This window comes from Actinoplanes palleronii, assembly GCF_016862315.1.
GTDB classification, from domain to species: domain Bacteria; phylum Actinomycetota; class Actinomycetes; order Mycobacteriales; family Micromonosporaceae; genus Actinoplanes; species Actinoplanes palleronii.
Map to the genome: position 1 here is coordinate 1 of NZ_BOMS01000123.1, position 25,829 is coordinate 25,829.

A 25,829-nucleotide genomic window follows, 5' to 3' on the forward strand; every position below is an offset into this window, starting at 1 on the left:
GGACCCATTCTTGTACGCCGGAAAGCGCGCCCAGCGGGGCTCGGGGTTGATGGGGTGAGCGGGACCAACGGCGGACAATGAAGGGTGTGGGGATCGTCCTGGACGCGCCAGCGGCCAGATCCCCACGCCCGGCCCCCGCGGGAGCGGCGATCTGTACGCAACGCCCACAGGGGACATCAGGCTTTTGATCGTTGTTCTTGATCGTAAGATCGTGGGCACCGGATGATGACGCTTGTCGATATGGTGACCGGCGTGAGACATCGCATCGTGGCCATCCTCGCCTCCGTTCTGGTGGTTCTGACGCCGGCCATCCCGGCGCGCGCCGCCGACGACCCGCTGCTGGATCAGCTGACCGCCATTCCCGGGCTCTCGGTCGTCTCCGACACCGCGGGCACCGGTTACCGGTTCTTCGTGCTGACCTACCGCCAGCCCGCCGACCACCGTCACCCCAAGCAGGGCACCTACGAGCAGCGCCTGACCCTGCTGCACCGCTCGGACACGTCACCCACCGTGCTCTACACCAACGGGTACGGCCTGGCCGCCACCCCGCGCGCCACCCAGACCGAGCCGACCGCGCTGCTGAACGCGAACCAGGTGTCGGTCGAGCACCGCTTCTTCACCCCGTCCCGCCCCGCGGCGGCCGACTGGTCGGACCTGAACATCTGGCAGGAGGCGTCCGACGAGCACCGGATCGTCACCGCGCTCAAGAGTGTCTACTCCGGACGCTGGATCCAGACCGGCGGCAGCAAGGGCGGGATGACCTCGGTCTACCACCGGCGGTTCTACCCCGGTGACGTCGACGGGGTGGTCGCCTACGTGGCGCCGGACGACGTGATCAACCCGGCTGACACGGCGTACGACAAGTTCTTCGACACGGTCGGCACACCGGCCTGCCGGGCCGCGCTCGACGCCGTACAGGCGGAGGCCCTGCGCCGCCGCGACCGCCTGGTGCCCCGGCTGCAGGCGGACGCCGCCGAGGGTGGCTGGACGTTCAGCCGGACCATCGGCACCGCCGACCGCTCGTTCGAGATGACCGTGCTGGACGCGGTGTGGGCGTTCTGGCAGTACAGCTCCGCCGCCGACTGCGCGACAGTGCCGACCGCGGCCACCGCGACCGACGACGACATCTACGGCTGGATCGACACGGTCGCCGGCTGGAGCTTCTACACCGACCAGGCGCTCGAGTACTACTGGCCGTACTACTACCAGGCCGCCAGTCAGCTGGGCTGGCCGAGCCTGCGCTTCGAGCACCTGCGCGGGCTGCGGAACTATCCGGGGCTCTACACCGCGAACTCGTCACTGCCCCCGGAGCTGCGCCGCGCGCACCACCCGCTGCCGATGATCGACGTCGACCTGTGGGTGCGCACCGCCGCGGAGCGGATGCTGTTCATCTACGGCGAGAACGACCCGTGGGGCGCGGAACGTTTCACGCCCAGCAAGCGTGACTCCGCCCTGTATGTGGCCCCGGGCGCCAACCACGGCGCGAACATCGCCAAGCTGAGCCCGTCGAACGCCGCCACGGCCACCGCGACGCTGCGCCGCTGGGCGAACGTGCCGGCCGGCCTCACCGCCACCGCGCCGCTGGACCTGCCGCTCGACGACATGCTCGGCGACCGCCGCCGGATCAACTGACCGCCGCGCCCGCCGGCACCCGCCGGCGGGCGCGCCCTACCATCCGCTGATGCAACAGATCGAGATCACTCACGAGGGCGTCTCGGTCACCAGCCGCTCCGACCCGCTGATGTCCCTTTTCGGTACGGAGATACGCCCCGGAGTCACCGACGTCGTCAACCTGCCCTGGGCCGAGATCACCCGCATCACGCTCACGACGTTCGACGTCCCGCCGGGTTACCCGCGATCGACGAGCCTGGAGATCGACGTGGTGTGGGGCGAGTATGTGACCGTCCACGAGGACGCCGAAGGTTTCGCGGCCGCGGTGCGGGAGCTGTGCCGTTTGTCCGGCCGCCCGGTCACCGAGGACGGGCCGATCTGGCTGGCACCCGACGGCAGCTGATACGCCCCGGCCGCGGCCCTGAGGGGTGCTGCGGTGGAGCGGGGCGGTGAGAGTCCGCAACCCCTGATCCGCGGGATGCCGGCGCATCGATCCACCGCGCACGCCATTGACCGGAAGATTGTAGAAACAACTAGAATGCGTGGGTGGACACCCAAGGGCTCAACCCGGCGCAACTGGCGGCGTGGGTGCGCCTCGCCGCCGTTCTGGAGCTGCTGCCGGCCGCGCTGGACAGTCAGCTTCGCCGGGATGCCGGGCTCACCCACTTCGACTACTACGTGCTCGCGATGCTCTCCGAGGCGCCCGAGCACACCCTGCGGATGACCGCGCTCGCCGAGCAGGTCACCGCCACCCTGGCCCGGCTCTCACACGTCGTGCAACGGCTGGAGGGCCGTGGCCTGCTGGAACGGTTCCCGTGCCCGGAGGACCGGCGCGCCACGAACGCCCGGCTCACCGAGGCGGGCTGGCAGAAGGTCCTCGAAAGCGCACCGGGTCACGTGACGACCGTGCGCGCCACGGTCATCGACGCGCTGACCGCCGAGCAGGTCACCCAGCTCGGCGAGATCACCGACGCGATCCTGCACCGCCTCGACCCGGACGGGGCCAAGAAGTCGCTCTACCAGCGCTACGACCCGCCGAACTAGATCACCGCCGGGTCAGCACCTGCGGGCCGCTCTCCGTGATCGCGATGGTGTGCTCCGAGTGCGCCGTCCGCGACCCGTCCGCCGACCGGATCGTCCAGCCGTCCTCATCGAACTTGACCTTGTCGGTGGTCGCGCACAGCCACGGCTCGATCGCGATCGTCAGGCCGGGCTCCAGCCGGGCACCACGGGCGCGCCGGCCGTCGTTGGCGATGTGCGGCGCCTCGTGCATGGTGCGCCCGACGCCGTGCCCGCCGAACTCCATGCTCACGCCGTACCCGTACTCGCGGGCGACCCCGCCGATCGCCGCCGAGATGTCACCGATCTTGTTGCCCGGCTGGGCGGCGGCGATCCCGGCCTCGAGGGCGACCTCGGTGGCCTCGATCAGCTTCAGGTCGGCGGGCACGGGCGTACCGGCGATCACCGAGAGCGCGGAGTCGGCGACCCAGCCGTCGATCGACACGGCCATGTCGATGCTCAGCAGGTCGCCGTCGCGCAGCCGGTAGTCGCGGGGCAGCCCGTGCAGCACCGCGTCGTTCACCGACAGGCACAGCACGTTGCGGAACGGGCCACGGCCGAACGACGGCGAGTAGTCCCAGTAGGACGACACCGCGCCCCGCTCCTTGATCCGGCCGCGGGCGTGGTGCTCGAGGTCCATCAGGTTGACCCCGACGGCGGTCATCCCGGCCAGCTCCGCGAGCAGTTCGCCGACGAATTCCCCGGTGACGGCCATCCGGGCGATCTCGCCCGAAGTCTTCAGTTCGATCATGATAAGCCTCCCTAGCGGTATAGTTATACCACCCGCTGGAGAGACCCACCCTCCAGAGCCCAGGCGTGGCTGGTGGCGACGACGCCGGCCACGATGGACAGCTCGGCGTCGTCGCGCGGGCCGAAGACCATCACCATCCCCGGGGTCAGCCGCACTCCACCGTTCGGCCACCAGATCGGCGACCAGCGCGGGCGGCAGCGCCACGTGCGGTGAGCCGTCGAACTCCGGGTGCAGGTGAGCGAACTCGCCGGCCCGGGGCACGATGACAACGTCGTCACCGGCCGGATGCGACGCCTCGAGGCGGAACCCGCGAGTGCCGGGCACCGAGATCGCCGACGGGCCGCTGGTCACCCCGGCCAGTGCCATGATCCGGGCGAAGAGCTGTTCCTGCAGCCCGGCCGGGGCGTTGTCACTCTCCCGCTACCGCGGGATCGCGCCGCTGACCCGGGGCCGCGGTCCGCTGCGCGCCGGCAGGTCGCCGTCCGGCAGGCCGGTCCAGGTGGTCCTGGAGCCACTCGGCGAGCGTCTGCACGGCGGGAGCGGCCAGGCCGTGGCCGACCGGATCACGACGGGCGACCGCCGGCGCACCGGACTCGCCGAGCAGGTAATCCCACGTGCGGTCGAGCAGCTCCCGCGGGATCACCGTGTCGTGCTCGCCCTGCGCGACCAGCACCGGAAGCCCGGTGAGCCGGGCCGGCGTGGTCGGCACTCCCGCGTCGAACGGCAGCGTGCCGTAGAGGATCGCGGCGCCCGCGTAGCGCGACGGCTCGTCCAGGATCAGCCCACCGGCGAACGCGGCGCCACCGCTGAAGCCGACCAGCACCACCGGTCGCCCGGCCGGCGCGACCGTGGCGAGCCAGCCGGTGAACCAGTCCATGGTCGCGCGCAGCGACTCGGCGATCGGCCTGCCGATGCCCCGGTTGGCGAACCAGGCATACCCGCCGCCGGCCGCGATCGGGGCGCGGACCGCCGCGTACGCGAAATGGGCCGGCAGATGATCGGCCAGCGAGAGGATCTCCTTCTCGTGCGACCCGCGGCCGTGCAGCAGCACGATCAACGGTGCCGACGGATCGGCCGAGCCGGCCGTGGCGACGACCGGCGCCGCGAACCCGGGGCTCATGCCGCCTGCAGCGAACGCTTGGCCAGCCCGAGGGCGTAACCGTCGATCGTGGTGACCGGCGGCGCGGCCGGGTCGGTGGCCGCGCCGAGCGTGACGAACAGCGGCGTGAAGTGCTCCACGGTCGGGTGCGCGTACGGCATACCGGGCGCCCGCGACCGGAAGTCGGCGAGCTCGTCGACCGCACAGCGGGTCAGCGCGTCGGCGGCCCAGTTGTCGAAGTCCGAGGACCAACCGGGCACCTTGTCGAGGTTGTTCCAGTCGATGAACGGCAGGCCGTGCGTCATGTAGCCGGAGCCGATCACCAGAACGCCGGACTCGCGCAGCGCCCGCAGCCGCCGTCCGAGATTCATCAGCCGGTCGGGGTCGTGGGTGGGCATGCTCAGCTGCAGGACCGGGATGTCGGCGTCCGGGTACATGATCTTCAGCGGGACCCACGCGCCGTGGTCGAGCCCGCGGCTGCGGTGCTCGTGGACCGGCTCGGCGTCCGGCATCAGCTTCGCGACCTGGGCGGCCAGCTCGGTGGCGGCCGGCGTGTCGTAGCGCATCCGGTGGTACATCGGGTCGAAGCCGCCGAAGTCGTAGACCAGGTCGCTGGGCCGGGTGCTGCTGAGGCTCAGCGGCGCGGACTCCCAATGCGCGCTGACGATCAGGACCGCCTTGGGCTTGGGCAGCGCCCGCGCCCAGCTGTGCAGCTGGGTCATCCAGTCGGTCATCTCGAACAGCATCGGCGCGCCGTGGCTGATGTAGAGGCTCGGCAGCGGCCCGTCGTCCGGCGTCCAGGCCCGGTGGGCGGGAGCGGCGGCGGCGCGGCGCAGGTGGGCGGCGAACGGGTGCTGAGCGGGGATGCGCCGGTCCGCGGCCGCAGTCGTGCTGGTCATGACGACTCCTCGGAAGCATTGGTTGTTGCTACAACTAACACCGTACGGCAGGCTTGTTGTAGCGACAACTTTCTTCGGTGCGGTGTGACCCGACACTCGATCGGGGCAAGATCAGACAGGGCCGGGATCCTGTGCTAGCGTGACCTCGTTGCAGTTTTGATTTCCGTAGACGTTTTTGGGCGCCTGATGGGTTATCTAAACCATCGGGCGCTTTTTTCGTTTTTCGTGTCGGTTCCGACGCGGGTCATCAACGCAGCGGCGCAAGGGACCGCATAGTGTGGTCTTGAACACCTGCGAAGGAGCAGACAATGGTTACAGGCACCGTGAAGTGGTTCAACGCCGACAAGGGCTTCGGCTTCATCACCCCGGACGACGGCGGCGCTGACGTCTTCGCCCACTTCTCTGCGATCGCGTCGAGCGGCTTCCGCAGCCTCGACGAGAACCAGAAGGTCGAGTTCGACGTCACCCAGGGCCAGAAGGGCCTGCAGGCGGAGAACATCCGCCCGCTCTGAGCTTTAGCTCTCTGAACGGCGGCCCGCTTTCGAGCGGGTCGCCGTTTGGCGTTTCCCGGGCCTTGACAGGATGTCCTGGTGCGCGCCGTAGTGATCGACACCGTCCGGGCCCGGCCGGAGGTTCGTGACGTCCCCGAACCCATCGCCCCGGACGGCGGTGTGGTCGTCCGGGTGCTGGCGACCGGCATGTGCCGCAGTGACTGGCACGGCTGGGCCGGCCACGACGAGATCACCTTCCCGCACGTGCCCGGCCACGAACTCGCTGGCGTGGTCGCCTCGGTCGGCGCCGGGGTCGAACGCTGGCGGGCCGGCGACCGGGTCACCGTCCCGTTCGTCTGCGGCTGCGGGCGCTGCGAGTGGTGCCGGACCGGTCAGGCCCAGATCTGCCCCGCCCAGCAGCAGCCCGGATTCACCCACTGGGGTTCGTTCGCCGAATACGTCGCCCTGCACGCGGCCGACACCAACCTGATCGCGCTCCCCGAACGGGTGGACTTCGTCACTGCGGCCGCACTCGGCTGCCGGTTCGCCACGGCGTATCGCGCCCTGGCCGGCCGCGCCCGGGTGACGGAAGGCGAGTGGGTGACCGTGCTGGGGGCGGGCGGGGTGGGACTCAGCGCCGTGATGATCGCCCGCGCGCTCGGCGGCCGGGTGATCGCGGTCGACCGGAACCCGGAAGCCCTCGCGCTCGCCGCCGCCCTGGGCGCCGAACACACCCTGCTCACCAGCAGCCGCGCCGCCGGCACCGACAGTGGCGGCGCCCTCGACATCCCGGCGGTCGACAGCGGCGTCGTCGACATCCCGGCCGCGGTGGCCGGCATCACCGGTGGTGGTAGCCACGTCGCGGTCGACGCGGTCGGCAGCGAGCAGACCTGCGCCGACGCGATCCTCAGCCTGCGCCGCCGGGGCCGGCACGTCCAGGTCGGCCTGCTGCCCCCGGTCGACGGCCACCCGCGGGTACCGATGGCCCGGGTGATCGCCTGGGAACTCGACCTGCTCGGCAGCCACGGTATGGCGGCGGCCGACTACCCGGCCATGATGGCACTGATCGCGGACGGCTCGTTGCAGCCGCAACGCCTGATCGAGCGCATCATCGGCCTGGCCGAGGCGGCTGCCGTGCTGCCCGATTTCGATCAGGCCACGGTGGCCGGCATGACAATGCTCGACCCAACCCGCCCCTGACCCGACCGCAACTCCACACACAGCGCGGCGCCAGCCCGAGCGTGGGGACTTTCGGCGCGCAGCGCACCACAACTTCACACACAACGCGGGGCCACTTCGAGCGTGGGGACTTTCGGTGCGGAGCGCGCCACAACTTCACACACAACGCGGCGCCAGCCCGAACGTGGGGACTTACGGTGCGCAGCGCACCACAACTCCACACACAACACGGCGCCACCCGAACGTGGGGACTTACGGCGCGTAGCGCACCACAACTCCACACACAACACGGGGTCAGCCCGAACGTGGGGACTTACGGCGCGCAGCGCGCCACAACTCCACACACAACGCGGGGTCAGCCCGGGCGTGGGGACTTACGGTGCGGGCGCGCCTCGACTTCACATGCGACGCGCGGGGGTGCTAGCGGGTGCTTTCGCGGGCTACGAAGTGGGCGGTGGGGGCCTGGTAGACCGTGGGCTCGGCGCCGGCCAGCGCGTCGAGGAGCGCTCGGGCTGCCAGCTCGCCGATCCGGCCCACGTCGTGGCTCATCGCGGACAGCGCCGGGACCGCCAGCTGGCACAGCGTCGAGTCGTCCCAGGCGACCACCGAGACGTCCTGCGGCACCTTGACACCGCGCTCGCGCAGCTCGTCGAGCACCGCCAGGGCCATCAGGTCGTTGTCGCAGACGAACGCGGTCGCGCCGCCGGTGAGCAGGCCGCCGGTCTGTGCGCGCCCCGACTCGTACGAATAATCGCCCTCGGCCTGCAGCAACCGCAGGCCGCGCGCGGCGGCCTCGGCCTCGGCGCCCTCGCGACGCAGTTGGGTGTGCGCGAACGACATCGGCCCGCTGATGTGCCCGATCACCTCGTGCCCACCCTCGGCCAGCAGCCGGACCGCCTCCCGGGCGAACCCGGCGTCATCGGTCCACACCGTCGGCAGGCCGGACGCCGTGGACGGGGCACCGAGCACTACGGCCGGCAGGCCCAGCCGGTGCACCAGGGCGACCCGGTCGTCCTCGGGTGACAGGTCGACCAGCACGACACCGTCGACCTGCGCGCCGGCCGCCCACCGTTCGTAGGTCTCGCACTCGGCGTCCCGGTCGGTGACGACCTTGACCAGCACCGAGACGCCGGCCGGGGTGAGCACACGCTCCAGGCCCTCGAGGAACTCGTGGTAATACGGCTCCTCGCCGAACACCCGCGACGCACGTGCCAGCACCAGGCCGACCCGCCGTTGTGCCTGTGCCACCACTGCCTCCGGTTCTGCTCGCCCGGCGATACGGTACCGCGACCGCGACAGGCCCGGCCGCACCGACAAGACCGCGACAGGCCCGGCCGCACCGACAAGACCGATCGCACCGTCAAGACCGCGACAGGCCCGGCCGCGCCGGCCAGCCCGATCTTAAATATCCTTAAATTAGTAATCTATCGATTGATTCGCGGTGATCACGCGGTGATGCTGGCGGGAGATCTCTTCCCCCTCTCCCCCGAGGAACCGATGAAAGTCACCCGACGCACCCGCACCGTTTCCGTTGTGACCACCGTCGTCGCGGCGCTGCTGCTGGGCGCCGCCATGATCCGCACCGCCGAGAACGCCGACGCGTTCGCGGTGACCAGCAAGGCGACGGTGCTCAGCTACCTGAAGTCGATCAGCGGCACCGCGATCGTCAGCGGCCAGCACAACAAGGAGCCCGCCAGCGCGCCGCTGCAGTACAGCCAGCAGGCCTTCGACGTGACCGGCCAGTGGCCGGGCCTGTGGGGCGGCGACATGATGTTCAACCCGGCGGACGTGGCCAACCGCCAGCGGGTCGTCGACCAGGCCAAGGCGCAGTGGGCCAAGGGTTCGCTGGTCGCGCTGACCTGGCACGCCTGCTCGCCGACCGTCGGCGAGAGCTGCGCGTTCACCGGCGGTGTGAGCACGAAGATCTCCGACGCGCAGTTCCAGGAGATCGTCACCGGCGGCACCGCGCTCAACACCACCTGGCGTAACCGGATGGCCGCCGTCGTCCCGTATCTCAAGCAGCTCAAGGACGCCGGGATCCCGGTGCTCTGGCGGCCGTTCCACGAGATGAACGAGACCTGGAACTGGTGGGGTGGCCGGCCCGGCACCAACGGCGGCGCCAAGATCTACCAGCAGATGAAGGACTACTTCGACAGCCAGGGCCTGGACAACCTGATCTGGGTCTGGAACGTCCAGGACAACCCCACCGCGAACTGGGCGCAGTACTACCCGGGCAGCACCTACGCCGACGTGGTGTCGCTCGACGCCTGGTACAAGAACTACCCCTCGGCGGCCGACTATCAGCAGCTGCGGGCGATCGACGGCAGCAAGCCGATCGCGATCGCCGAGATGGGCAAGCTGCCGACCGCGGCGCTGCTGAGCAGTCAGCCGCAGTGGGCGTACTTCATGATCTGGTCGGAGCAGCTGCGCAGTCTCAACACGAACACGGAGATCCAGACCGCGTACTACCTGCCCCGCGTCCTCAACCAGGGTGAGATCAACCTGGCTGGCGGGACAGCCACGGCAGCGCCGGGCGCCACGAGCGGGAAGATTCGGGCGGTGGCCGCGAACAAGTGCCTCGACGCCGCGACCGTGGTGCAGATCTACACGTGTGACACCAACGGCACGGCTCAGCAGTGGACCGTCGGTGCCGACGGCACCCTCCGGGCGCTCGGCAAGTGCCTGGACGTCACGGCGTCCGGTACCGCTGACGGCACGAAGATCCAGATGTACGCCTGCGACGCCGGCAACGCCCAGCGCTTCACGTACAACGCGACCACCAAGGACCTGGTGAACGTCGGTTCGGGCAAGTGCCTGGACGTGGTGGGCGAGGCGAGCGCGAACGGGACGCGGCTGCAGCTGTGGACGTGCAACGGCAAGGTCAACCAGGACTTCACCCTGCCGGTCTGATCAGGTAAGAGAAGAAGTCACGCGGCCTGCGCGGTGTGATCCATGGCCGGCTGGTACAGCGAGCTGCGGCCCTTCCCCGCCCCCTTGGACGCGTACATGGCGACGTCGGCCCGGCGCAGCAACTCGCCCGGGCCGGCGTCCGGCCAGCTCACGGCCAGCCCCACGCTGCACCCGACCGGCAGCTCATGGCGCCCGACAGCGACCGGCGCCGACACCGCCGCGGACACCCGGGTCAGCACCCCGCCGGCGTCGGCGGCCGATTCCGGCCCGAGCAGCAGGGCGAACTCGTCGCCACCGAGCCGGGCGACCAGATCTCCGGCACCGACCGCGGAACGCAGCCGCTGACCGACGGTGATCAGCAGTTCGTCGCCGACGTGGTGGCCGAGCGTGTCGTTGACGCCCTTGAAGTCGTCCAGGTCGATCAGCGCGACGGCGGCCGGCTCGCCGGAGGCCAACGCGGCGTTCAGGCGTTCCTCGAACAGCCGCCGGTTGGCCAGGCCGGTGAGTGCGTCGTGGCTGGCCTGGTGGGCAAGCTGGTGTTGCGCCGCGCGCAGGTCGCCGAGGCTGGCGTCGAGCTCGCGCAGCAGCCGGGCGTTGTCGTAGAACGCCAGGATCTGCCGGCCGACGACGATCGCGGTAAGTGTGACCCCGACGATCGTGACCACCGTGGACCGGCCGCCGGTGTGCAACAGCAGCCCGTCCGTGGCGGCGACGGCGAGGTACGGGGCCAGGCTGAACGGGCGGCGTGGCGTGCGGTCCGGCGCGGTCTGCCCGAGCAGCGTACGTTCCCGTTCGATCGTCAGGCTGAACAGGAAGAACGTCAGCGGCACACTGACCGCGATCGCGTTGAGGTCGGGCCGGGCGGCCAGCCGCGGCAGCAGACCGCCGACCAGCGACGAGACGACCACGCAGCAGCCGAGAAAGTACATGGTGCGCCGGTCGACGCCGCGCGCGCCGGCGATGGCGAGCTTGCTGAACGCCAGGGCGGCCGCGCACGCGAAGAGCATCAGCCCCATCACCGGCCCGGCCGAGCCGACCGCCGAGACCAGCTCGTTGAAGTTGCGGAAGTACAGGTACCAGCCGAACAGCCCGACGGTCAGCATCACCACGGCGGCGTCCAGGCCGAACCGCACCACGGCGGTGCCCCGGATCGGGATGCGGGCCGGCAGCCGGAGCAGCGCCCAGAGCACGACCAGGATCGCGCAGCCGAACAGTCCGTTCGCCGGCCCGGCGAGCGTCACCGTCTGCGGCTCGACGAGGGTGTCCCACCCGGTGACCAGGACGGCGGCCACGATCACGAACTGGGCGACGGCCAGCAGCCGCCAGAATCGACGTCCCTCGGCGGACAGCTCCGGGTTGCGGGTCAACCGCCGCAGCTGGAGCTGGTTGACCACGATGACCAGCGGCGCGAAGATCCACCCCAGCCAGCCCGGGCCGGCCTCACCGGGCGCGTTGGCGGCGAACCACACGATGCTGAGCAGCGCCAGGACGCCGGAGATCGCGGTGGGCAGGAGGTGACCGGCCCGCCCGTGCGTTCGCAGCATCCGCAGGTGCCTCCTCGTCGCGTCGAGGTGCCCATCGGCAGACATGGCTGCGGAATGAGAAAAGGGTGCCGCCCGCAGACGGCACCCTTGAGCTCTACTCGTCCCCGGCGAGGACCGTGGCCAGGTCGGTGACCACCCATGGCGCCTTGACCAGCGCCGGGTCCAGCTCGACCGGGCCACGCACCCGGACCGTCGCCGACTCACCGGGCAGCAGGGTGAGGAAGCCGCGGTCGGCGACCGCCTCCGGGTGGATCCGGTCGGCCTGCAGCAGCACGTCCCGCGCCAGGCCGTCGGCCCGGATCAGCACATCGAGACCGCCGGGCACCGGGTTCGCGGTCACCGTCAGGGCCGCGTCAGGATGGGGAAAATCCTTGTCCGGTACGGCGAACCAGAGCGCCCTGGCCTGATCCAACTCGGCCACCAGGAACTCGCCGTCGCCGATCGTGGTCACGTCGCGCGGGATCTCCACCAGCGTGACCTGCCGGGCCTCGACCTCGACCGGCACCGCCCACGCGGCCCGCAGCTCCCCGCCGGTGGTCCGCCGGTGCACGGCGAGCCGGCCGGCCCACCCCGCGGGGCTGTCGTTGAGCACCGCCACCACCAGGCCACCGTCGCGCGGTTGCACGGTCAGGCCGCGCGCCGCGTGCAGGGTGGCGAGCTCGAAGTAGAGCGGCTTGTACCGCCCGGCCCCATCGATCGCCGCCCACGAGGTGACCGGCCACAGGTCGTTGAGCTGCCAGAGGATGCTGCCACCGGTGTGCGGCCAGTACGAGCGCCAGTGCTCGACCCCGGCCCGGATCGCGCGTACCTGGTTCAGCTGGGTCAGGTAGTGCCAGGCCTCGGTGCTCGACGGCGTGCCGAAGTGCGGGGCCAGCCCGCGGGCCAGCTTGCCGTTGCCGTCCTCGGCCTTCTGGTGGTGCAGCACGCCCGGCGAGTCCGGCAGCATCGGGTCGTCGGAGACCGCGTCGCGCAGCGTGGTCCACGCCGGCGGCGCCTGCCAGCCGAACTCGGCGACGAACCGGGGCGCCGAGTCGCGGTAGTTGAGGTAGTCCTCGCGGTTCCACACCTCCCACGAGTGGAACGTGCCGTGATCGGTGTCGTTGGGCAGGTGGTCCCAGGAGCCCGACCAGGGGCTGCCGGCCTGGTAGGGGCGCGACGGGTCGAGGTCGGCGACGATCGCCGGGAGCGTCTCCAGGTAGTACCGCTCACCCCAGCTCGCCTCGTCGCTCCAGCCCATCGCGCCGTGCAGCCACAGGTTCTCGTTGTTGCCGCTCCACGTGATCAGGCTGGGGTGCGGGGCGAGGCGGGTCACGTTCTCCCGGGCCTCGGCGACCACCTCGGAGAACAGTGGCTCCTCCTCGGGATAGTCGGCGCAGGCGAACAGGAAGTCCTGCCAGACCAGCAGGCCGAGTTCGTCGCAGACCTCGTAGAAGGCACGGTCCTCGTAGATGCCGCCGCCCCACACCCGGATCAGGTTGACACCGGCGGCGGCCGCCTCCCGCAGCCGGAGTTCGTAGCGCGCCCGGGTCATCCGGGCCGGGAAGATGTCGTCCGGGATCCAGTTCACGCCCTTGACCAGCACCGGCTCGCCGTTGATCTCGATGACGAAGCGGGAGCCGGCCGCGTCCGGGCCCCGGTCGATGGTGACCGTGCGGAACCCGGTGCGCCGCTGCCAGCGGTCCAGCAGCACGTCACCCGCGGACAGTTCGACGGTGAGGTCGTACAGGGGCTGGGAGCCGTAGCCGATCGGGGCCCATTGTCGTACAAAATCGGGGTTTGCGGAGAGAGGCAACCGGGAGGCGCCGGGCGGCATCTCGCCGCGTGCCACCTCGCGGCCGTCCAGCAGGACCCGCACGGACAGCGGCACGTCGTGCAGGCGCTCGGCCTCGATCGTCAGGTCCAGCCGGCCCGCGCCGTCGGACCAGGTGGCCAGCGGACGGACCGTGGCGAGGCGGGCGACGCTCCAGCCCTCGAGGCGGACCGGCCGCCAGATGCCGGCGGTGACCAGCGTGGGACCCCAGTCCCAGCCGAAGCTGCAGGCCATCTTGCGGATGAAGTTGAACGGCTCAGGGTACGCGTTGGCACGCTCCCCGAGCAGCTCACGGACCCGGTCGGCCTCGGTGTACGCCGAGGTGAACAGCACGTCCAGCGGCTGCGGCGAGCCGTCGAGCAGCGCGGTGACGTCGTAGCGGTAACCGCGGTGCATGTTGCGGGTCGCGCCGAGCGGGGTGCCGCCCAGCGCGACGGCCGCGACCGTGTCCAGACCGTCGAAGACCAGGTCGATCCGCTCGTGCGCGGGCCCGTCCCAGGCGATGTCGCGCCGGTACGCCCAGTCGGCGCGCCCGACCCAGCCCACCGTCGTCTCGTTGTCGTCGAGGAACGGGTCCGGGATCGCGCCGGCGGCGAGCAGGTCGGTGTGCACACAGCCGGGCACCGTCGCGGGTAGCTCGTGGTCGGCGCCGCGCAGCGTCCACGCGCCGCCCAGGTCCTGCTTGGAGATCATGGTGGGTTCCCCCGTCACTTGGTGGCACCGGCGGTGATGCCGTTGTAGATGAAGCGCTGCAGCAGCAGGAAGATCACCATGGTCGGCAGGAGGACGATCATCGTGCAGGCGGCGATCGTCTCCCACTGCGCTCCGTAGGGGCCCTTGAACCGGAACAGCGCGGTCGAGATGACGCTGAGATCGGGCGATCGCAGGTAGAGGAACGGGATGTAGAACTCGTTGTAGACGGCGATGCCCTTGATGATCACCACGGTGGCGATGGCCGGCTTCATCAGCGGGAGGATGATCTTGCGGTAGATGGTGAACCGGTTCGCGCCGTCGATCATCGCGGCCTGGTCCAGGCTCTGCGGGATCGACTGCATGAACTGGATGAAGATGTAGATCGACACGATGTCGGTGCCCATGAACAGCACGATCGCCGACCACTGCGTGTTGACCAGGCCCAGCGACTTGACGATCTGGAACGTGGCCACCTGGGTGGTGACCCCGGGCACCAGCGCCGCGACCAGGAACAGCCCGAGCACCGCGCGCTTGAAGCGGAACGTGAACCGGCTGACCGCGTACGCCGCCAGGGTGCCGATCACGACCGTGCCGGTCAGCGACACCACCAGGATGATCGTGGTGTTCCAGAAGCCGCGCAGCATGTTGCCGGCGGTCCACGCCACCGCGAAGTTGTGGAAGTTGAACCAGTTCCGTGGCGGGGTGAGCGGGCCGGTGGCGTTGTATTCGGCGTGCGTCTTGAGCGCGGCGAACAACACCACCACCAGCGGGACGAGCACCACCAGCGAGGCCAGCACGAGAGACGCGTACTTCGCGGCGCGGAGGAGCTTGCTCATGTCAGCGTCACCTCGTCGTCAGGCAGGATCCGGCGCTGGATCCAGGTGAGCAGCAGCACGATCAGCAGCAGCACCACCGCCATGGCCGAGGCCAGGCCGATCTGCCGGAACTGGAACGCGGTCTGGTACGCCTGGACCACGAACGTGCGGGTGCCGTTCGCGCCGCCGGTCATGATGAACGGGATCTCGAAGACCGCGAGGCTGCCGGAGACCGCCAGGATGAAGGACAGGCTGATGATGCGGCGGATCCCGGGCGCGATGATGTGCCGGAACTGGTGCCACCGGTTCGCGCCGTCGATCTCGGCGGCCTCGTAGATCTCACCGGGGATCGACTGGATCGCACCGAGGAACAGCACGAAGTTGAGCCCGGTGAACCGCCACACCGACGTGCCGGCCAGCGAGAAGTTCGCGATGTCCGGGTCGCCCAGCCAGAGCCGGGTGTGCTCGCCCAGGCCGACGAAGCGCATCAGGGTGTCGAGGGTGCCGTCCGGCTGGAACAGGTACAGGAAGACGAAGCCGACCGCGACCCCGTTGAGCAGGTACGGGAAGAACAGGATGCCCTTGAACAGGTTCTTGAACCGGACGTTGAACGAGAGCACCACCGCGAAGTACAGCGCGATCGCGATCTGCGCGAACGACGCCACGAAGTAGTACAGGCTGACCAGGAACACCCGCCAGTACTGCTCGTCGGTGAAGACCCGGACGTAGTTGGCGAAGCCGACCGGGTCCATCGTGACGTCCAGGCCGTCCCACTTGTGGAAGCTGTACCAGAGCATGTTGCCGACCGGCACGTAGGTGAACGTGATCAGCAGGATCAGCGCGGGCGCCAGGTACCACCACGGCCGGCTGCGAGCGATCACTTCATGACCTGGGACTGAGCGGCACCCCACCGCTTGTTCAGCTCGGCGAAGTACGAGTCCTTGTCACCCTTGGCCGCGCCGCGAGCGATGTCGATCAGCTTCTGCCGGTAGATCTCGCCCTTGAGGTCGATCTCCGACTCCTTGATGATCTCGTCTTCCTTGCCGGAGTTGGTGACCGCCGCCGGGACCTCCAGCAGCTCGACGCCGGTGCCGGTGAACGCCTGCAGCGCGGCCGGCAGCGGCTGGCTGATCGCCGGCGGGATGGCCTGCTGGTCGGTGGCGAAGCCGGAGTCGTTGACGAACCAGTCCAGGAACGCCTTGGCGGTCGCCTTGTTCTTCGAGTTCTTGCTGACCGCGGCCATCTTGTCCCCGTCGATCGCGGCGTGGAACTTGCCGCCGGTCTGGTACGGGAACGGCCAGAGGCCGATGTCGTCCGGGTTCGCGCCGGCGGCCTTCGCGGCCTCCTGGATCTGCGGGACCGCCCACGAGCCGAGCAGCATGGCCGCGGTCTTGCCGGTGGCCAGCATCGGCTTGGACCCTTCCCAGTTCGTGGTCAGCGGGTCCTTCTCGCTGAGCTTGCGGTTCACCACGTCGTAGAGCAGCCCGTCGGCGAGGTACGCGATCTTGCCGGGCTGCCAGGGGCTGGCGTCGGCCGGGAACTTGTCGTTGATCGCCGGGTCGGCCAGGACGGCCCGCTGGCTGTTCCACTCGCCGAGCGGCCAGGCGTCCTTGTAGTTGGTGTAGTACGGGACGGCGCCGGTCTTGGCGACCGCCGCGAGCCCGGCGAGGAACTCCTCCGGCGTCTTCGGCGGCGCGGTGACCCCGGCCTGCGCCCAGATCCGCTTGTTGACCACGAAGCCCTTGGCGATCCCGCCGAGCGAGAGCCCGTAGACCTTGCCCTGGTAGGTGGCCGGGCTGGTGAACCGGTACTTGGCCTTCAACTCCGCGTCGGTGCCGAGCGGCTCGAAGAACTGGCCGTACTGGTCCAGCGCGACGGTGCTGGGGATCAGCAGCACGTCGCCGTAGTCGCCGCCGCTGAGCTGGGTGGTGACGTCGTTGTCGTAGTTCGTGACGCCCTCGAAGGTGACCTTCGTACCGGGGAACTTGGCCTCGAAGGCCGCGACGTACTCCTTGAACGTCGTATCGACCAGGTCGGTCCGGTTGGTCAGGACCGTGATCGAGCCCTTGACCTCGCCGGAGAAGTCGCCGGTCGTGCCGGTGTCCTCGCTGCCGGCGCCGCCGGTGCAGCCGGTCACCAGGGCGAGCGCTGCCACCGTGCCGAGACCGAGGAAGTGCCTTCTATTGATCATGCTGGAATCCGTCCGCTGAAGAGGTCGGTGAGGCGCGCCCAGCATGAGACGGCCGTTACAGCGCTGTCAAGATTAGATTACTAATTTATTTTGGATTCCCGGCGGGACCGTGCGTCACACTCGGGATCCACCGCGGCGGTAAGTTAGCGACGGAGCGGACTGGCCGCTCGCGCAGGACATGAACCGGAGACACCCGTTTATGGCTCGTCGAGAAGCACCCGCAGCCGGACCGGGAAGTCGCGCTCTGATCGTCGACGTGGTCCGGTCCTCAGTGGCCATCAGCCGGGTCGAGCTCGCCGAGCTGACCGGGCTCACCCAGCCGTCGATCTCCAACATCGTCCGCGACCTGATCGCCGACGGCATCATCCACGAGGTCGGCTCGGCCGACTCGGTGCTGGGCCGGCGCCGCAAACTCATCGCGATCAGCCCGGCCAACCGGTTCGGCGTCGGCTTCAACCTCGGGCCGGACACCGTCACCTGCGTCGCGATCGACCTGACCGGCGGGGTGGTCGGCCGCGAGGTCGTCCCGCGCCTGCCTGACGAGATCTGGCGCGCCGACCGGCTGGCGGAGCGGTTCGACGCGTTCACGGATGGGCTCGCGCTGCCCCGCGACCGGATCGAGGGGCTGGCCATCGTCATGCCGGCGCCCGGCCCGGGCGGAGCGGATCGGCCGCAGCCCGGCGGCGGCCAGACGCAACCCGGCCAGGCGCAACCCGGCCAGGCGCCGGGCGCTGCCGGGCCCGGCCTGTCGCAGGGCGCCGGGCTCGGTCTGCCGCAGGCAGCCGCTGGGCTCGGCCTTTCGCAGGCAGCCGCTGGGCTCGGCCTTTCGCAGGCAGCCGCTGGGCTCGGTGACGACTCGGCTGAGGTGCGCACCGAGCTGGAGAAGCGGCTCGGCGTGTCGGTGCTGGTGGAGAACGACGCGGCGGCCGCGGCTCTCGGTGAGTTCTGGAGCCGCCGGGTGTCCCGCGAGCAGGCCTTCGGCTGCATCTACCTGTCCACCGGCATCGGCGCCGGGTTCGTCTTCGGCGGGGCGCTCTATCGCGGGGCGAGCTTCGGCGCCGGCGAGCTCGGCCACGTGTCCATCGACTACGCCGGGCGCTCCTGCCCGTGCGGCAACCTGGGCTGCGTCGAGCAGTATGCGTCGATGCGCGCCATCGTGCTCGCCGCGCGGGAGCACCCGGGCCTGCGCTCCCGGCTGCCGCTGGACGGGAGCGAGTCGAGTGCCTACGACGCCGTCGCCCGGGCCGCGGTCAACGGCGACCAGGACGCCTACCAGGTGCTGGACCAGGCGGCCGAACGGCTGAGCGCGGCCGCGACCTCGATGGTGAACCTGCTGGATCTCGGCCGGCTGGTGCTCACCGGGCCGGGTGTGGCCCGGGCCGGGTCGATCTTCGCGCGGCGGTTGCGCGGTCATCTGGAGCGGACGGCGCACTCCCGGCGGCGGCACGGGGTGACCGTGGAACTGTCGGCGCAGCCCCGGGACGCGGCCGGCATCGGCGCCGCGGCGCTGGTGGTGCAGGCCTCGGTCGCGCCCGGACACACCCCGGGCCAGACGGCCTGAGGCCACCCCGCGGCCGCACGCAACCCTCACGGCGCAGCCGTGGGCCCACGCAACCCCTCGCGGCGCAGCCGCGGCTTACGAAACCCCCTCAGGACGCGACCCATCAAGCTCACCCTCCTCGCCCCACCGCTTGATCTCCCGCTTACTTAAATTATTAATGCACCTATTGACACGTCCGTAACAGCTCCCTGAAGCTGTCGTCACACAAGCGACGCTCCCCCGAAAGGAGGTCCACCCCCGTGAAGATCCCCGTTCGCGCTCTGACCGCGACGCTGGCCGCCTCCGCCCTGATGGCGACCGCGGCCGTCTCGGTCGCCGGCCCGGCACAGGCGTTCCCCGCCACGTCCAAGCAGACCGTCATCAACTATCTGAAATCGATCACCGGCAACCACATCGTCAGCGGCCAGCACAACAAGGAGCCGGCCACCTCCCCCGGCCAGTACACCCAGCAGGCGCACGACATCACCGGCCAGTGGCCGGGCCTGTGGGGCGGCGACATGATGTTCAACTCCACCGACGTCGCCAACCGGCAACGGGTCGTCGACCAGGCCAAGACCGAGTGGGCCAACGGCTCGCTGGTCGCGCTGACCTGGCACGCCTGCTCCCCCACCGTCGGGGCCACCTGCAACTTCGACGGCGGCGTCAAGACCAGCATCACCAACACCCAGTTCCAGCAGATCGTCACCGGCGGCACAAGCCTCAACGCCACCTGGCGCAGCCGGATGGCCGCCGTCGTCCCGTATCTCAAGCAGCTCAAGGACGCCGGCATCCCGGTGCTCTGGCGGCCGTTCCACGAGATGAACGAGACCTGGAACTGGTGGGGCGGCCGCTCGGGCACCAACGGCGGCGCCAAGATCTACCAGCAGATGAAGGACTACTTCGACAGCCAGGGCCTGGACAACCTGATCTGGGTCTGGAACGTCCAGGACAACCCGGCCGGCGGCTGGGCGGGTTATTACCCGGGCAGCAACTACGTCGACGTGGTGTCGCTCGACGCCTGGTACAAGAACTACCCCTCGGCGTCGGACTACTCGCAGATCCAGTCGATCGCCGCGGGCAAGCCGATCGCGATCGCCGAGATGGGCAAGCTGCCCACCGCGGCCCTGCTCGACAGCCAGCCCAAGTGGACCTACTTCATGATCTGGTCCGAGCAGCTGCGCGGCAACAACAACAACGCGGAGATCCAGTCCGCGTACTACCTGCCCCGGGTCTACAACCAGGGCGAAGTCAAGTTCTGATCGGTCCGGCGCCGCCTGTCCGCCGACAGGCGGCGCCGGGCATTCATCCCCGCGAAAGAGAACGACGGAGGAACGCGATGGCCAAGCGGCGGGTCGGTCTGGTGCTGGCCCGGGCCTCCCAGGTGCTCGGCGAGGAGCCGTACTACCACGAGTTCATCGAGGGGCTCGAGCGTGTGCTGACCCCGGCCGGCATCTCGGTGCTGGTCACGGTCGTCACCGATCGGGACGCCGAGAAGTCCACCTATCGCCGGTGGTCGGCCGGGCAACTGGTCGACGGCGTGATCATGGTCGATCTCAGCCCGGGCGACGACCGGGTCGGCCTGGTGCGCCGGCTGGGCCTGCGCGCGGTGGTGATCGGCGATCCGTCCACCGCCGGCGGGCTGCCGACGGTGTGGACCGACGACGCCGGGTTCGCGCGCGAGGTGGTCCGGTTCCTGGCCGAGCGCGGGCACGTGGTGCTCGGCCACGTCAGCGGGCCGCGCCGCCTCGCGCACACCCAGCTGCGCTCCGGCGGCTTCGCGATCGAGGCCGCCGCCCGAGGCCTGCGCGTGATCAGTGTCGAGGGCGACTACTCGCAGGAGCACGGCCGCGCGGTCACCGGGCAGTTGCTCACCTCCGGGCCGATGCGGCCGACCGCGATGGTGTACGACAACGACCTGATGGCCCTGGGTGGCCTGGACGCGATCCGGGACCATGGACTGCGCGTTCCCGACGATCTCTCGGTGGTCGCCTGGGACGACTCGGCCCAGTGTCAGCTCGCCGTTCCGGCCCTCTCCGCGATGAGCCACGACGTCAGCCGGGTCGGCGAGATAGCCGGCCAGGCAGTTCTCGACACCCTCCGGGGAGATACGCCCGCCGACGTCTACGAAGCGCCCCGGGCGCACGTCGTCGAACGCGACACCACAGTGAAGGAATAGGAACCGTTGACCCTCTCACCCCTGGACACCGGCTGGCTCCGCGAGGAGACCTCGCGCCTGCTCGATTTCGGACGCGCCTTTCCGCACCCGCGGGGCGGGGCGGCCTGGCTGCGCACCGACGGCACCCCGGACCTCGACGCACCGCGCTGCACCTGGATCACCGCGCGGATGGCGCACGTCTACAGCGTGGCCGCCCTGCTCGACGTGCCCGGGGCCGGCCCGCTGGCCGACGCGGCACTGGCCGGTCTCACCGGCGTCCTGCACGACCGGCGGCACGGCGGCTGGCACTCCTCGGTCACCTCCGACGACGTTCCCGCAGGCGACAAGACCGGTTATGACCACGCGTTCGTCGTCCTCGCCGCGGCCTCGGGCACGCTCGCCCGGCGCCCGGGCGCGGAGGCGCTGCTGACCGAGGCGCTCGACACCCTGGTACGGCGCTTCTGGGAACCCGGACCCGCGATGTTCGCCGACCGGTGGGACTCCGGCTGGCAGCGGCTCGACGACTACCGGGGGCTCAACGCCAACATGCACGCGGTCGAGGCGATGCTCGCCGCGTTCGACGCCACCGGCCGGCCGGACTGCCTGGAACGAGCCCTGGCGATCACCGAACGGACCGCCGGCCTCGGACGGCAGCACGGCTGGCGGCTGCCCGAGCACTTCGACGCCCGGTGGACGCCTCGGCTCGACCATCACCGGGACCGGCCGGACGACCCGTTCCAGCCGTACGGCGCCACGGTCGGGCACGCGCTGGAGTGGTCGCGCCTGATCCTGCACCTCGAGGCCACCCTCGGCACCGCGGCGCCGGACTGGCTGCTCCCGGCGGCCGAAGCCCTGTTCGCCCGGGCCGTCGCGGACGGATGGGCGGTCGACGGCGCGCCCGGTTTCGTCTACACCACCGACTGGGACGGCACCCCGGTGGTCCGGCAGCGGATGCACTGGGTCGCCGCGGAGGCGATCGCCGCGGCCGCGGCCCTGCACACCCGGACCGGCGACGCGACCTACGCCCAGTGGTACGACACCTGGTCCGCCTACGTCCGCGCCCACGTCCTCGACCTGCGGAACGGCTCGTGGTGGCACGAGTTGGACCCCGGCAACCGACCGGCCGATGCCACCTGGTCCGGCAAGCCCGACCTCTACCACGCCGTGCAGGCCACCCTGATCCCCCGCGCCCCGCTCACCCCCGGTCTGGCCGCCGCCTGTGCGATCGGAGCAGTCCGATGAGGCGCTTCCTGGTGGTCGGTGAGTCGATCGTCGACGTGATCTCACAACCGGCACGCGAGATGCCCGGCGGCAGCCCCGCCAACGTGGCCGCCGGCCTGGGCCGGCTCGGTCACGACGTCGACCTGTGGACCCACATCGGCGCCGACCCGGCCGGTGATCTGCTGCGCGAGCACCTCACCGGCTCCGGCGTCACCCTGCCGGCCCCGATCGCCGGAGTGAGCTCCCGCGCCCTCGCCGAGATCCAGCCGGACGGCTCCGCCCGATACCGGTTCGCCGTCGACTGGCCACGCTGGCCGGACGGCCCGGCCCCCGCCGCACCCGCGCACCACCTGCACACCGGCTCGGTAGCCGCGCTCCTGGCACCCGGCGCCGACGACGTCGCCCGGCTCCTGCGGGATCGCCGCGCCACGACGACGATCAGTTACGACCCGAACATCCGGCCCTCACTGGCCGGCGCGCCGGACGACTGCCGCACCCGGGTGGAGGATCTGGTCGCCACCAGCGACGTGGTCAAGGCGAGCGACGAGGACCTCGCCTGGCTCTACCCCGGCACACCACCGGCCGACGTCGCCCGGCACTGGCTCGGTCTGGGCCCGGCCCTGGTCTGCGTGACCGCGGGCGCCGACGGCGCGTTCGGGGTCGCCGCCGACGTGCACGTCACGGTCCCGCGGGTCGCCGTCACCGTCGTCGACACGGTCGGTGCCGGCGACGCGTTCATGTCGGGCCTGCTCGACGCGCTGTGGCAGCGGAACCTGCTCGGCGCCGCCGCCCGCACCCGGCTCCGGCGCATCACCGGCGACGACGTGCACGACGTGCTCTCCCACGCGGCGCTCGCCGCCGCGCTCACGGTCGCCCGCGCGGGCGCCGCCCCACCCACCAGAGACGACCTCCTCGGAGCATCCGCATGAGACTCCCAGCCGCGCTCACGTTCCTCGCCGTCGGCCTGCTGGTCACCGCGTGCGACAGCGGCACCCCCACCTCGACCGACGACGCGCACGTGACCTCCTCGGGCGAGGGCCGCAACGGTGTCGGGGTGGTGCTGCCGGACACCGAGAGCTCACCCCGGTGGAAGACCGATCACCCACAGGCCCTGGCGGCCGCGTTCGAGGCGGCCCAGGTCCCGTACGAGATCCAGAATGCCGAGGGCGACAAGGACGTCTTCACCGCGATCGCCGCCCGCATGCTCGACAGCGGCGTGAAGGTCCTGATGATCGCGAATCTGGACTCGGTGAGCGGCAAAGCCGTGATCGACAACGCCCGGGCGCACCACGTCCCGGTGATCGACTACGACCGGCTCACGCTCAACGGCGGCGCCGACTACTACGTCAGCTATGACAACGAGAAGATCGGTGTCCAGCAGGCGGACGGCCTGATCACCTGCCTGCGGGCCAGGAAGGCCACCCGGCCGGTGATCGCCGAGCTGAACGGCTCGCCGACCGACAACAACGCCACCCTGTTCAAGGACGGCTACGACGCGGTCCTGCAGCGCAAGTACGACACCGGCGCCTATCTGAAGGGTCCCGACCAGTTCGTCCCGGCGTGGGACCCGGCCGAGGGCAAGGCCGTCTTCACCCAGATGCTCCGGCAGTGGCCGGACATCAACGGTGTGCTCGCCGCCAACGACAACCTCGCCGACGTGGTGATCGAGGTGCTCCGGGCCGAGGGCCGCAACGGCGACGTTCCGGTCACCGGTCAGGACGCCACCGTGCCGGGCCTGCAGAACGTGCTCGCCGGCGACCAGTGCATGACCGTCTACAAGGCCGCCCGGTCCGAGGCCGAGGCGGCCGCCGAACTGGCGATCGGGCTGGTCCAGAACCGGAAGATCCCGGTCACCGGCAAGGTCAAGGATCCCGGTTCGGGCGCCTACGTCCCGGCCGTCCTGCTGACGCCGACCCCGATCACCGCCGGCAACATCCTGACCACCGTCATCCGCGACAAGGCCGTCACCACCGACCAGCTCTGCACCGCGAAATACCTGGCCAAGTGCCGGAAATACGGCCTCATACCCTGATCAGGAGCGTGATCCACCAGCGGCGAAGGCCCGACAACCACCTATGCGGTACGGGTGGCAGCCGCCCTCCGCACGCTCTCCGCCCGCGCCCAGCGCTCCCGGCGGCGCCACCGGCTGCTCACCTGCACCCAGAGGAACGCCGGCACGTGCCGCCACAGCTCCGGCGCGGCGAGCACGGCCCTCGCGTTGCTCCGCCCCCGCTCCTGCCGCTCGCCGTTGCCCCGCCGCCACCTCGCCAGCTCCGCGTTGCCCCGCCGCCACCGGGCCAGCACCCGGCTCAACTCCGCACCACCCGGGAGCACCAGCAGGAATCCACCCCCGTCGACGACCACCCGCTCGTCCCGGGCGAACCGTGACCGTACAAAAGCGTCGTCGGCGACAACGGCCGGAAAGTCGCCCCAGCGACCCCGGCCCGCGGCGTTCACCGCGTAGCACCCGCCACCGAACACGTCACCGTGCACCGACGGCAGCCGCGACCAGACCTCGGCGAACCCCCGGCCCACCCGGTCGCCGGGGCGCACCAGGACCGGCCGCGGCCCCGCCATGACCGGTCCACCGGCCGTCTCCAGCACGGCCAGCAGCGCCCGCAGCGTGCCCGGCGTGATCACCGTGTCCGCGTCGAGGTAGACGACCGGGCCGCCGCGCAGGTGCTCGTTCGCCGCGTTCAGCGCCGCGGGCTTCCCGGCGACCGGCAGTTCCAGCACGACCAGGTCGACGCCGGGACCCGCGGACCGGGCGATCTCCGCGGTGGCGTCCGCACACCCGTTCGCCACCACGACCACCCGCACGTCCAGCCCGCGCGAGTCCGCCACGACCGCGGCCAGGCACGCCCCGACCAGCGCTTCCTCGTCGTGCGCCGGCACCACCACGTCGACCCGCCCACGTACCGCAGCCCCTGGACCGAAATCGTTCACCGGGACCCCTGCGGGCCGGCCAGGCGCGAGGCCGCGTGCACCGCCAGGAAGATCGCTGCCGCGGGCCAGGCCGCCGGCTTCGCCAGCAGCGAGCGGACGATCCCCCGGTGCCGGATGTGGTCGTCCGGGAACGGCGGCCGCGCCGCGAGATCCGCCAGCTCCCGGTTGCCTCGCTGATAGCGGCGCCGCGCACGGAGCAGGTCCATCAGGCCGTCCGGAGCCATCACCTCGTACGACTCGGAGGCGACCACCAGGCGCTCGTGCGGGGCGAAGTGCCACCGCACCCACTTGTCGTCGGAGTGCAGGTCGGGCAGTTCCCCCCAGCGCGACCGCCCCTCGGCCGACACGGCGTAGGCCCCGCACGTCGCCGGCGACCGCCGCACGTAGGGCAGGTCCCGCCAGATCCGGAAGTACGCCCGGGTCACCGCGCTGCGGGCGGACACCAGCCGCAGGCTCGGCACCGCGAAGTGCACCCCGGTGCCGGGCGACAGCGCCGCGACCAGCCCGGCCACCGCGCGGGGTGAGAGCACCGCGTCCTGGTCCAGGTAGAGCCGGGCCCCGGGCGGCAGCAACCGGTCGGCGGCCCGTAACGCCGCGGACCGGCCCGCCGTCGTACGGATGACCGTGCACCGCATGCCCACGGCCCGCAGCGTCGGCGCCAGCGCGACGGCCCGGTCGTAGCTGTCGGCGCGGCCGTCGTTCACCGCGACCACGACGTGCAGCCCGCGCGTCCGGGTCTGCCGGGCCAGCGCGGCCATGCTGCGATCCAGCAACGCGGAGCCCCGGTGCGTCGGGATCACCACCCCCAAGCCGGTCACGGTTTCCCCCCGGTCCGTCGACACGACCTGCATCGTCGCATCAGGACAGTGGGCGGCCCATTGACTGATCGTCTTGCATCGATACCCGAGTGGCCGA

At 70.7% G+C, this 25,829-nt stretch carries 24 protein-coding genes and 1 pseudogene; 13 read left to right on the forward strand and 12 right to left on the reverse strand.

Annotation, left to right across the window (positions count from 1 at the left end; genetic code table 11):
• The first annotated feature begins 252 nt into the window (after window positions 1-252).
• From Apa02nite_RS36980 to Apa02nite_RS36990, 3 genes are all read left to right on the forward strand, one after another.
• Entirely contained in the window at window positions 253-1,632 is a 1,380-nt protein-coding gene (locus Apa02nite_RS36980; protein ID WP_203829184.1) for a S28 family serine protease, read from the forward strand.
• Window positions 1,633-1,681: 49 nt separating this feature from the next.
• Window positions 1,682-2,014, forward strand: coding sequence for a hypothetical protein (locus tag Apa02nite_RS36985; RefSeq protein WP_203829185.1), 333 nt, complete (start codon window positions 1,682-1,684; stop codon window positions 2,012-2,014).
• A gap of 143 nt (window positions 2,015-2,157) precedes the next feature.
• Entirely contained in the window at window positions 2,158-2,655 is a 498-nt protein-coding gene (locus tag Apa02nite_RS36990; protein WP_067705473.1) for a MarR family winged helix-turn-helix transcriptional regulator, read from the forward strand.
• A 1-nt stretch (window position 2,656) separates the two neighbouring features.
• Here Apa02nite_RS36990 and map read toward each other — a convergent pair whose 3' ends face one another.
• Window positions 2,657-3,421, reverse strand: a complete 765-nt coding sequence (map, locus tag Apa02nite_RS36995; protein WP_203829186.1) for a type I methionyl aminopeptidase — start codon at window positions 3,419-3,421, stop codon at window positions 2,657-2,659.
• Between the two features lie 72 nt (window positions 3,422-3,493).
• Between map and Apa02nite_RS37000 the strand changes: the two genes are divergently transcribed.
• Window positions 3,494-3,634: a hypothetical protein gene (locus tag Apa02nite_RS37000; RefSeq protein WP_203829187.1), complete on the forward strand. Its 141-nt coding sequence runs from the start codon at window positions 3,494-3,496 to the stop codon at window positions 3,632-3,634.
• Here the strand turns inward: Apa02nite_RS37000 and Apa02nite_RS52565 are convergent.
• The 3 genes and pseudogenes from Apa02nite_RS52565 to Apa02nite_RS37010 form a co-directional block, all read right to left on the reverse strand.
• Window positions 3,608-3,787: pseudogene (locus Apa02nite_RS52565) on the reverse strand (hypothetical protein); the annotation flags it as partial. The gene Apa02nite_RS37000 and the pseudogene Apa02nite_RS52565 overlap by 27 nt on opposite strands.
• 43 nt (window positions 3,788-3,830) lie before the next feature.
• Complete coding sequence (locus Apa02nite_RS37005; protein WP_203829188.1) at window positions 3,831-4,541, reverse strand: alpha/beta hydrolase; 711 nt, start codon at window positions 4,539-4,541, stop codon at window positions 3,831-3,833.
• Entirely contained in the window at window positions 4,538-5,419 is an 882-nt protein-coding gene (locus Apa02nite_RS37010; protein ID WP_203829189.1) for a dioxygenase family protein, read from the reverse strand. The genes Apa02nite_RS37005 and Apa02nite_RS37010 overlap by 4 nt, the downstream gene beginning before the upstream one ends.
• 308 nt (window positions 5,420-5,727) lie before the next feature.
• Here Apa02nite_RS37010 and cspE point away from each other — a divergent pair, with 308 nt between their 5' ends.
• Together cspE and Apa02nite_RS37020 are read left to right on the forward strand one after the other, a co-directional pair.
• Window positions 5,728-5,931 (forward strand): transcription antiterminator/RNA stability regulator CspE, encoded by a 204-nt coding sequence (cspE, locus tag Apa02nite_RS37015; protein ID WP_067698474.1) that lies wholly within the window; start codon window positions 5,728-5,730, stop codon window positions 5,929-5,931.
• 78 nt (window positions 5,932-6,009) lie between these two features.
• Window positions 6,010-7,110 (forward strand): zinc-dependent alcohol dehydrogenase family protein, encoded by a 1,101-nt coding sequence (locus Apa02nite_RS37020; RefSeq protein WP_203829190.1) that lies wholly within the window; start codon window positions 6,010-6,012, stop codon window positions 7,108-7,110.
• A gap of 399 nt (window positions 7,111-7,509) precedes the next feature.
• On the opposite strand, the gene Apa02nite_RS37025 is transcribed toward Apa02nite_RS37020, so the two are convergent.
• On the reverse strand, window positions 7,510-8,337 hold the full coding sequence (locus Apa02nite_RS37025) for a LacI family DNA-binding transcriptional regulator (protein ID WP_203829191.1): 828 nt from the start codon (window positions 8,335-8,337) through the stop codon (window positions 7,510-7,512).
• Window positions 8,338-8,622: 285 nt separating this feature from the next.
• On the opposite strand from Apa02nite_RS37025, the gene Apa02nite_RS37030 reads away from it, so the two are divergent.
• On the forward strand, window positions 8,623-9,999 hold the full coding sequence (locus tag Apa02nite_RS37030) for a glycosyl hydrolase (RefSeq protein ID WP_239164799.1): 1,377 nt from the start codon (window positions 8,623-8,625) through the stop codon (window positions 9,997-9,999).
• A 17-nt stretch (window positions 10,000-10,016) separates the two neighbouring features.
• Here Apa02nite_RS37030 and Apa02nite_RS37035 read toward each other — a convergent pair whose 3' ends face one another.
• The 5 genes from Apa02nite_RS37035 to Apa02nite_RS37055 form a co-directional block, all read right to left on the reverse strand.
• Window positions 10,017-11,543 carry a GGDEF domain-containing protein gene (locus Apa02nite_RS37035; protein ID WP_203829193.1) on the reverse strand — a complete coding sequence of 509 codons (1,527 nt, stop codon included), beginning with the start codon at window positions 11,541-11,543 and terminating at the stop codon, window positions 10,017-10,019.
• Between the two features lie 94 nt (window positions 11,544-11,637).
• Window positions 11,638-14,046, reverse strand: coding sequence for a glycoside hydrolase family 2 protein (locus Apa02nite_RS37040; RefSeq protein ID WP_203829194.1), 2,409 nt, complete (start codon window positions 14,044-14,046; stop codon window positions 11,638-11,640).
• A gap of 14 nt (window positions 14,047-14,060) precedes the next feature.
• On the reverse strand, window positions 14,061-14,882 hold the full coding sequence (locus Apa02nite_RS37045) for a carbohydrate ABC transporter permease (protein WP_203829195.1): 822 nt from the start codon (window positions 14,880-14,882) through the stop codon (window positions 14,061-14,063).
• The gene (locus Apa02nite_RS37050; RefSeq protein ID WP_232344519.1) at window positions 14,879-15,742 is read right to left on the reverse strand and encodes a carbohydrate ABC transporter permease; all 864 of its coding nucleotides are present in this window, start codon (window positions 15,740-15,742) and stop codon (window positions 14,879-14,881) included. Before Apa02nite_RS37050 ends, Apa02nite_RS37045 begins: the two co-directional genes overlap by 4 nt.
• Entirely contained in the window at window positions 15,739-17,052 is a 1,314-nt protein-coding gene (locus tag Apa02nite_RS37055) for an ABC transporter substrate-binding protein (protein ID WP_203829196.1), read from the reverse strand. Before Apa02nite_RS37055 ends, Apa02nite_RS37050 begins: the two co-directional genes overlap by 4 nt.
• Before the next feature lie 199 nt (window positions 17,053-17,251).
• Here Apa02nite_RS37055 and Apa02nite_RS51410 point away from each other — a divergent pair, with 199 nt between their 5' ends.
• From Apa02nite_RS51410 to Apa02nite_RS37090, 6 genes are all read left to right on the forward strand, one after another.
• Window positions 17,252-18,613, forward strand: a complete 1,362-nt coding sequence (locus Apa02nite_RS51410; RefSeq protein WP_239164800.1) for an ROK family transcriptional regulator — start codon at window positions 17,252-17,254, stop codon at window positions 18,611-18,613.
• Between the two features lie 239 nt (window positions 18,614-18,852).
• Window positions 18,853-19,851 carry a glycosyl hydrolase gene (locus Apa02nite_RS37070; protein ID WP_239164801.1) on the forward strand — a complete coding sequence of 333 codons (999 nt, stop codon included), beginning with the start codon at window positions 18,853-18,855 and terminating at the stop codon, window positions 19,849-19,851.
• Window positions 19,852-19,928: 77 nt separating this feature from the next.
• On the forward strand, window positions 19,929-20,768 hold the full coding sequence (locus tag Apa02nite_RS37075) for a LacI family DNA-binding transcriptional regulator (protein WP_203829197.1): 840 nt from the start codon (window positions 19,929-19,931) through the stop codon (window positions 20,766-20,768).
• A 6-nt stretch (window positions 20,769-20,774) separates the two neighbouring features.
• Window positions 20,775-21,989, forward strand: coding sequence for an AGE family epimerase/isomerase (locus tag Apa02nite_RS37080; protein WP_239164802.1), 1,215 nt, complete (start codon window positions 20,775-20,777; stop codon window positions 21,987-21,989).
• Window positions 21,986-22,897: a PfkB family carbohydrate kinase gene (locus tag Apa02nite_RS37085; RefSeq protein WP_203829198.1), complete on the forward strand. Its 912-nt coding sequence runs from the start codon at window positions 21,986-21,988 to the stop codon at window positions 22,895-22,897. Before Apa02nite_RS37080 ends, Apa02nite_RS37085 begins: the two co-directional genes overlap by 4 nt.
• On the forward strand, window positions 22,894-24,000 hold the full coding sequence (locus Apa02nite_RS37090; protein WP_203829199.1) for a sugar ABC transporter substrate-binding protein: 1,107 nt from the start codon (window positions 22,894-22,896) through the stop codon (window positions 23,998-24,000). The genes Apa02nite_RS37085 and Apa02nite_RS37090 overlap by 4 nt, the downstream gene beginning before the upstream one ends.
• 41 nt (window positions 24,001-24,041) lie before the next feature.
• On the opposite strand, the gene Apa02nite_RS37095 is transcribed toward Apa02nite_RS37090, so the two are convergent.
• On the reverse strand, window positions 24,042-24,914 hold the full coding sequence (locus tag Apa02nite_RS37095) for a glycosyltransferase family 2 protein (protein WP_203829200.1): 873 nt from the start codon (window positions 24,912-24,914) through the stop codon (window positions 24,042-24,044).
• Window positions 24,911-25,756: a glycosyltransferase family protein gene (locus tag Apa02nite_RS37100; RefSeq protein ID WP_203829201.1), complete on the reverse strand. Its 846-nt coding sequence runs from the start codon at window positions 25,754-25,756 to the stop codon at window positions 24,911-24,913. Before Apa02nite_RS37100 ends, Apa02nite_RS37095 begins: the two co-directional genes overlap by 4 nt.
• Window positions 25,757-25,829 lie beyond the last annotated feature (73 nt).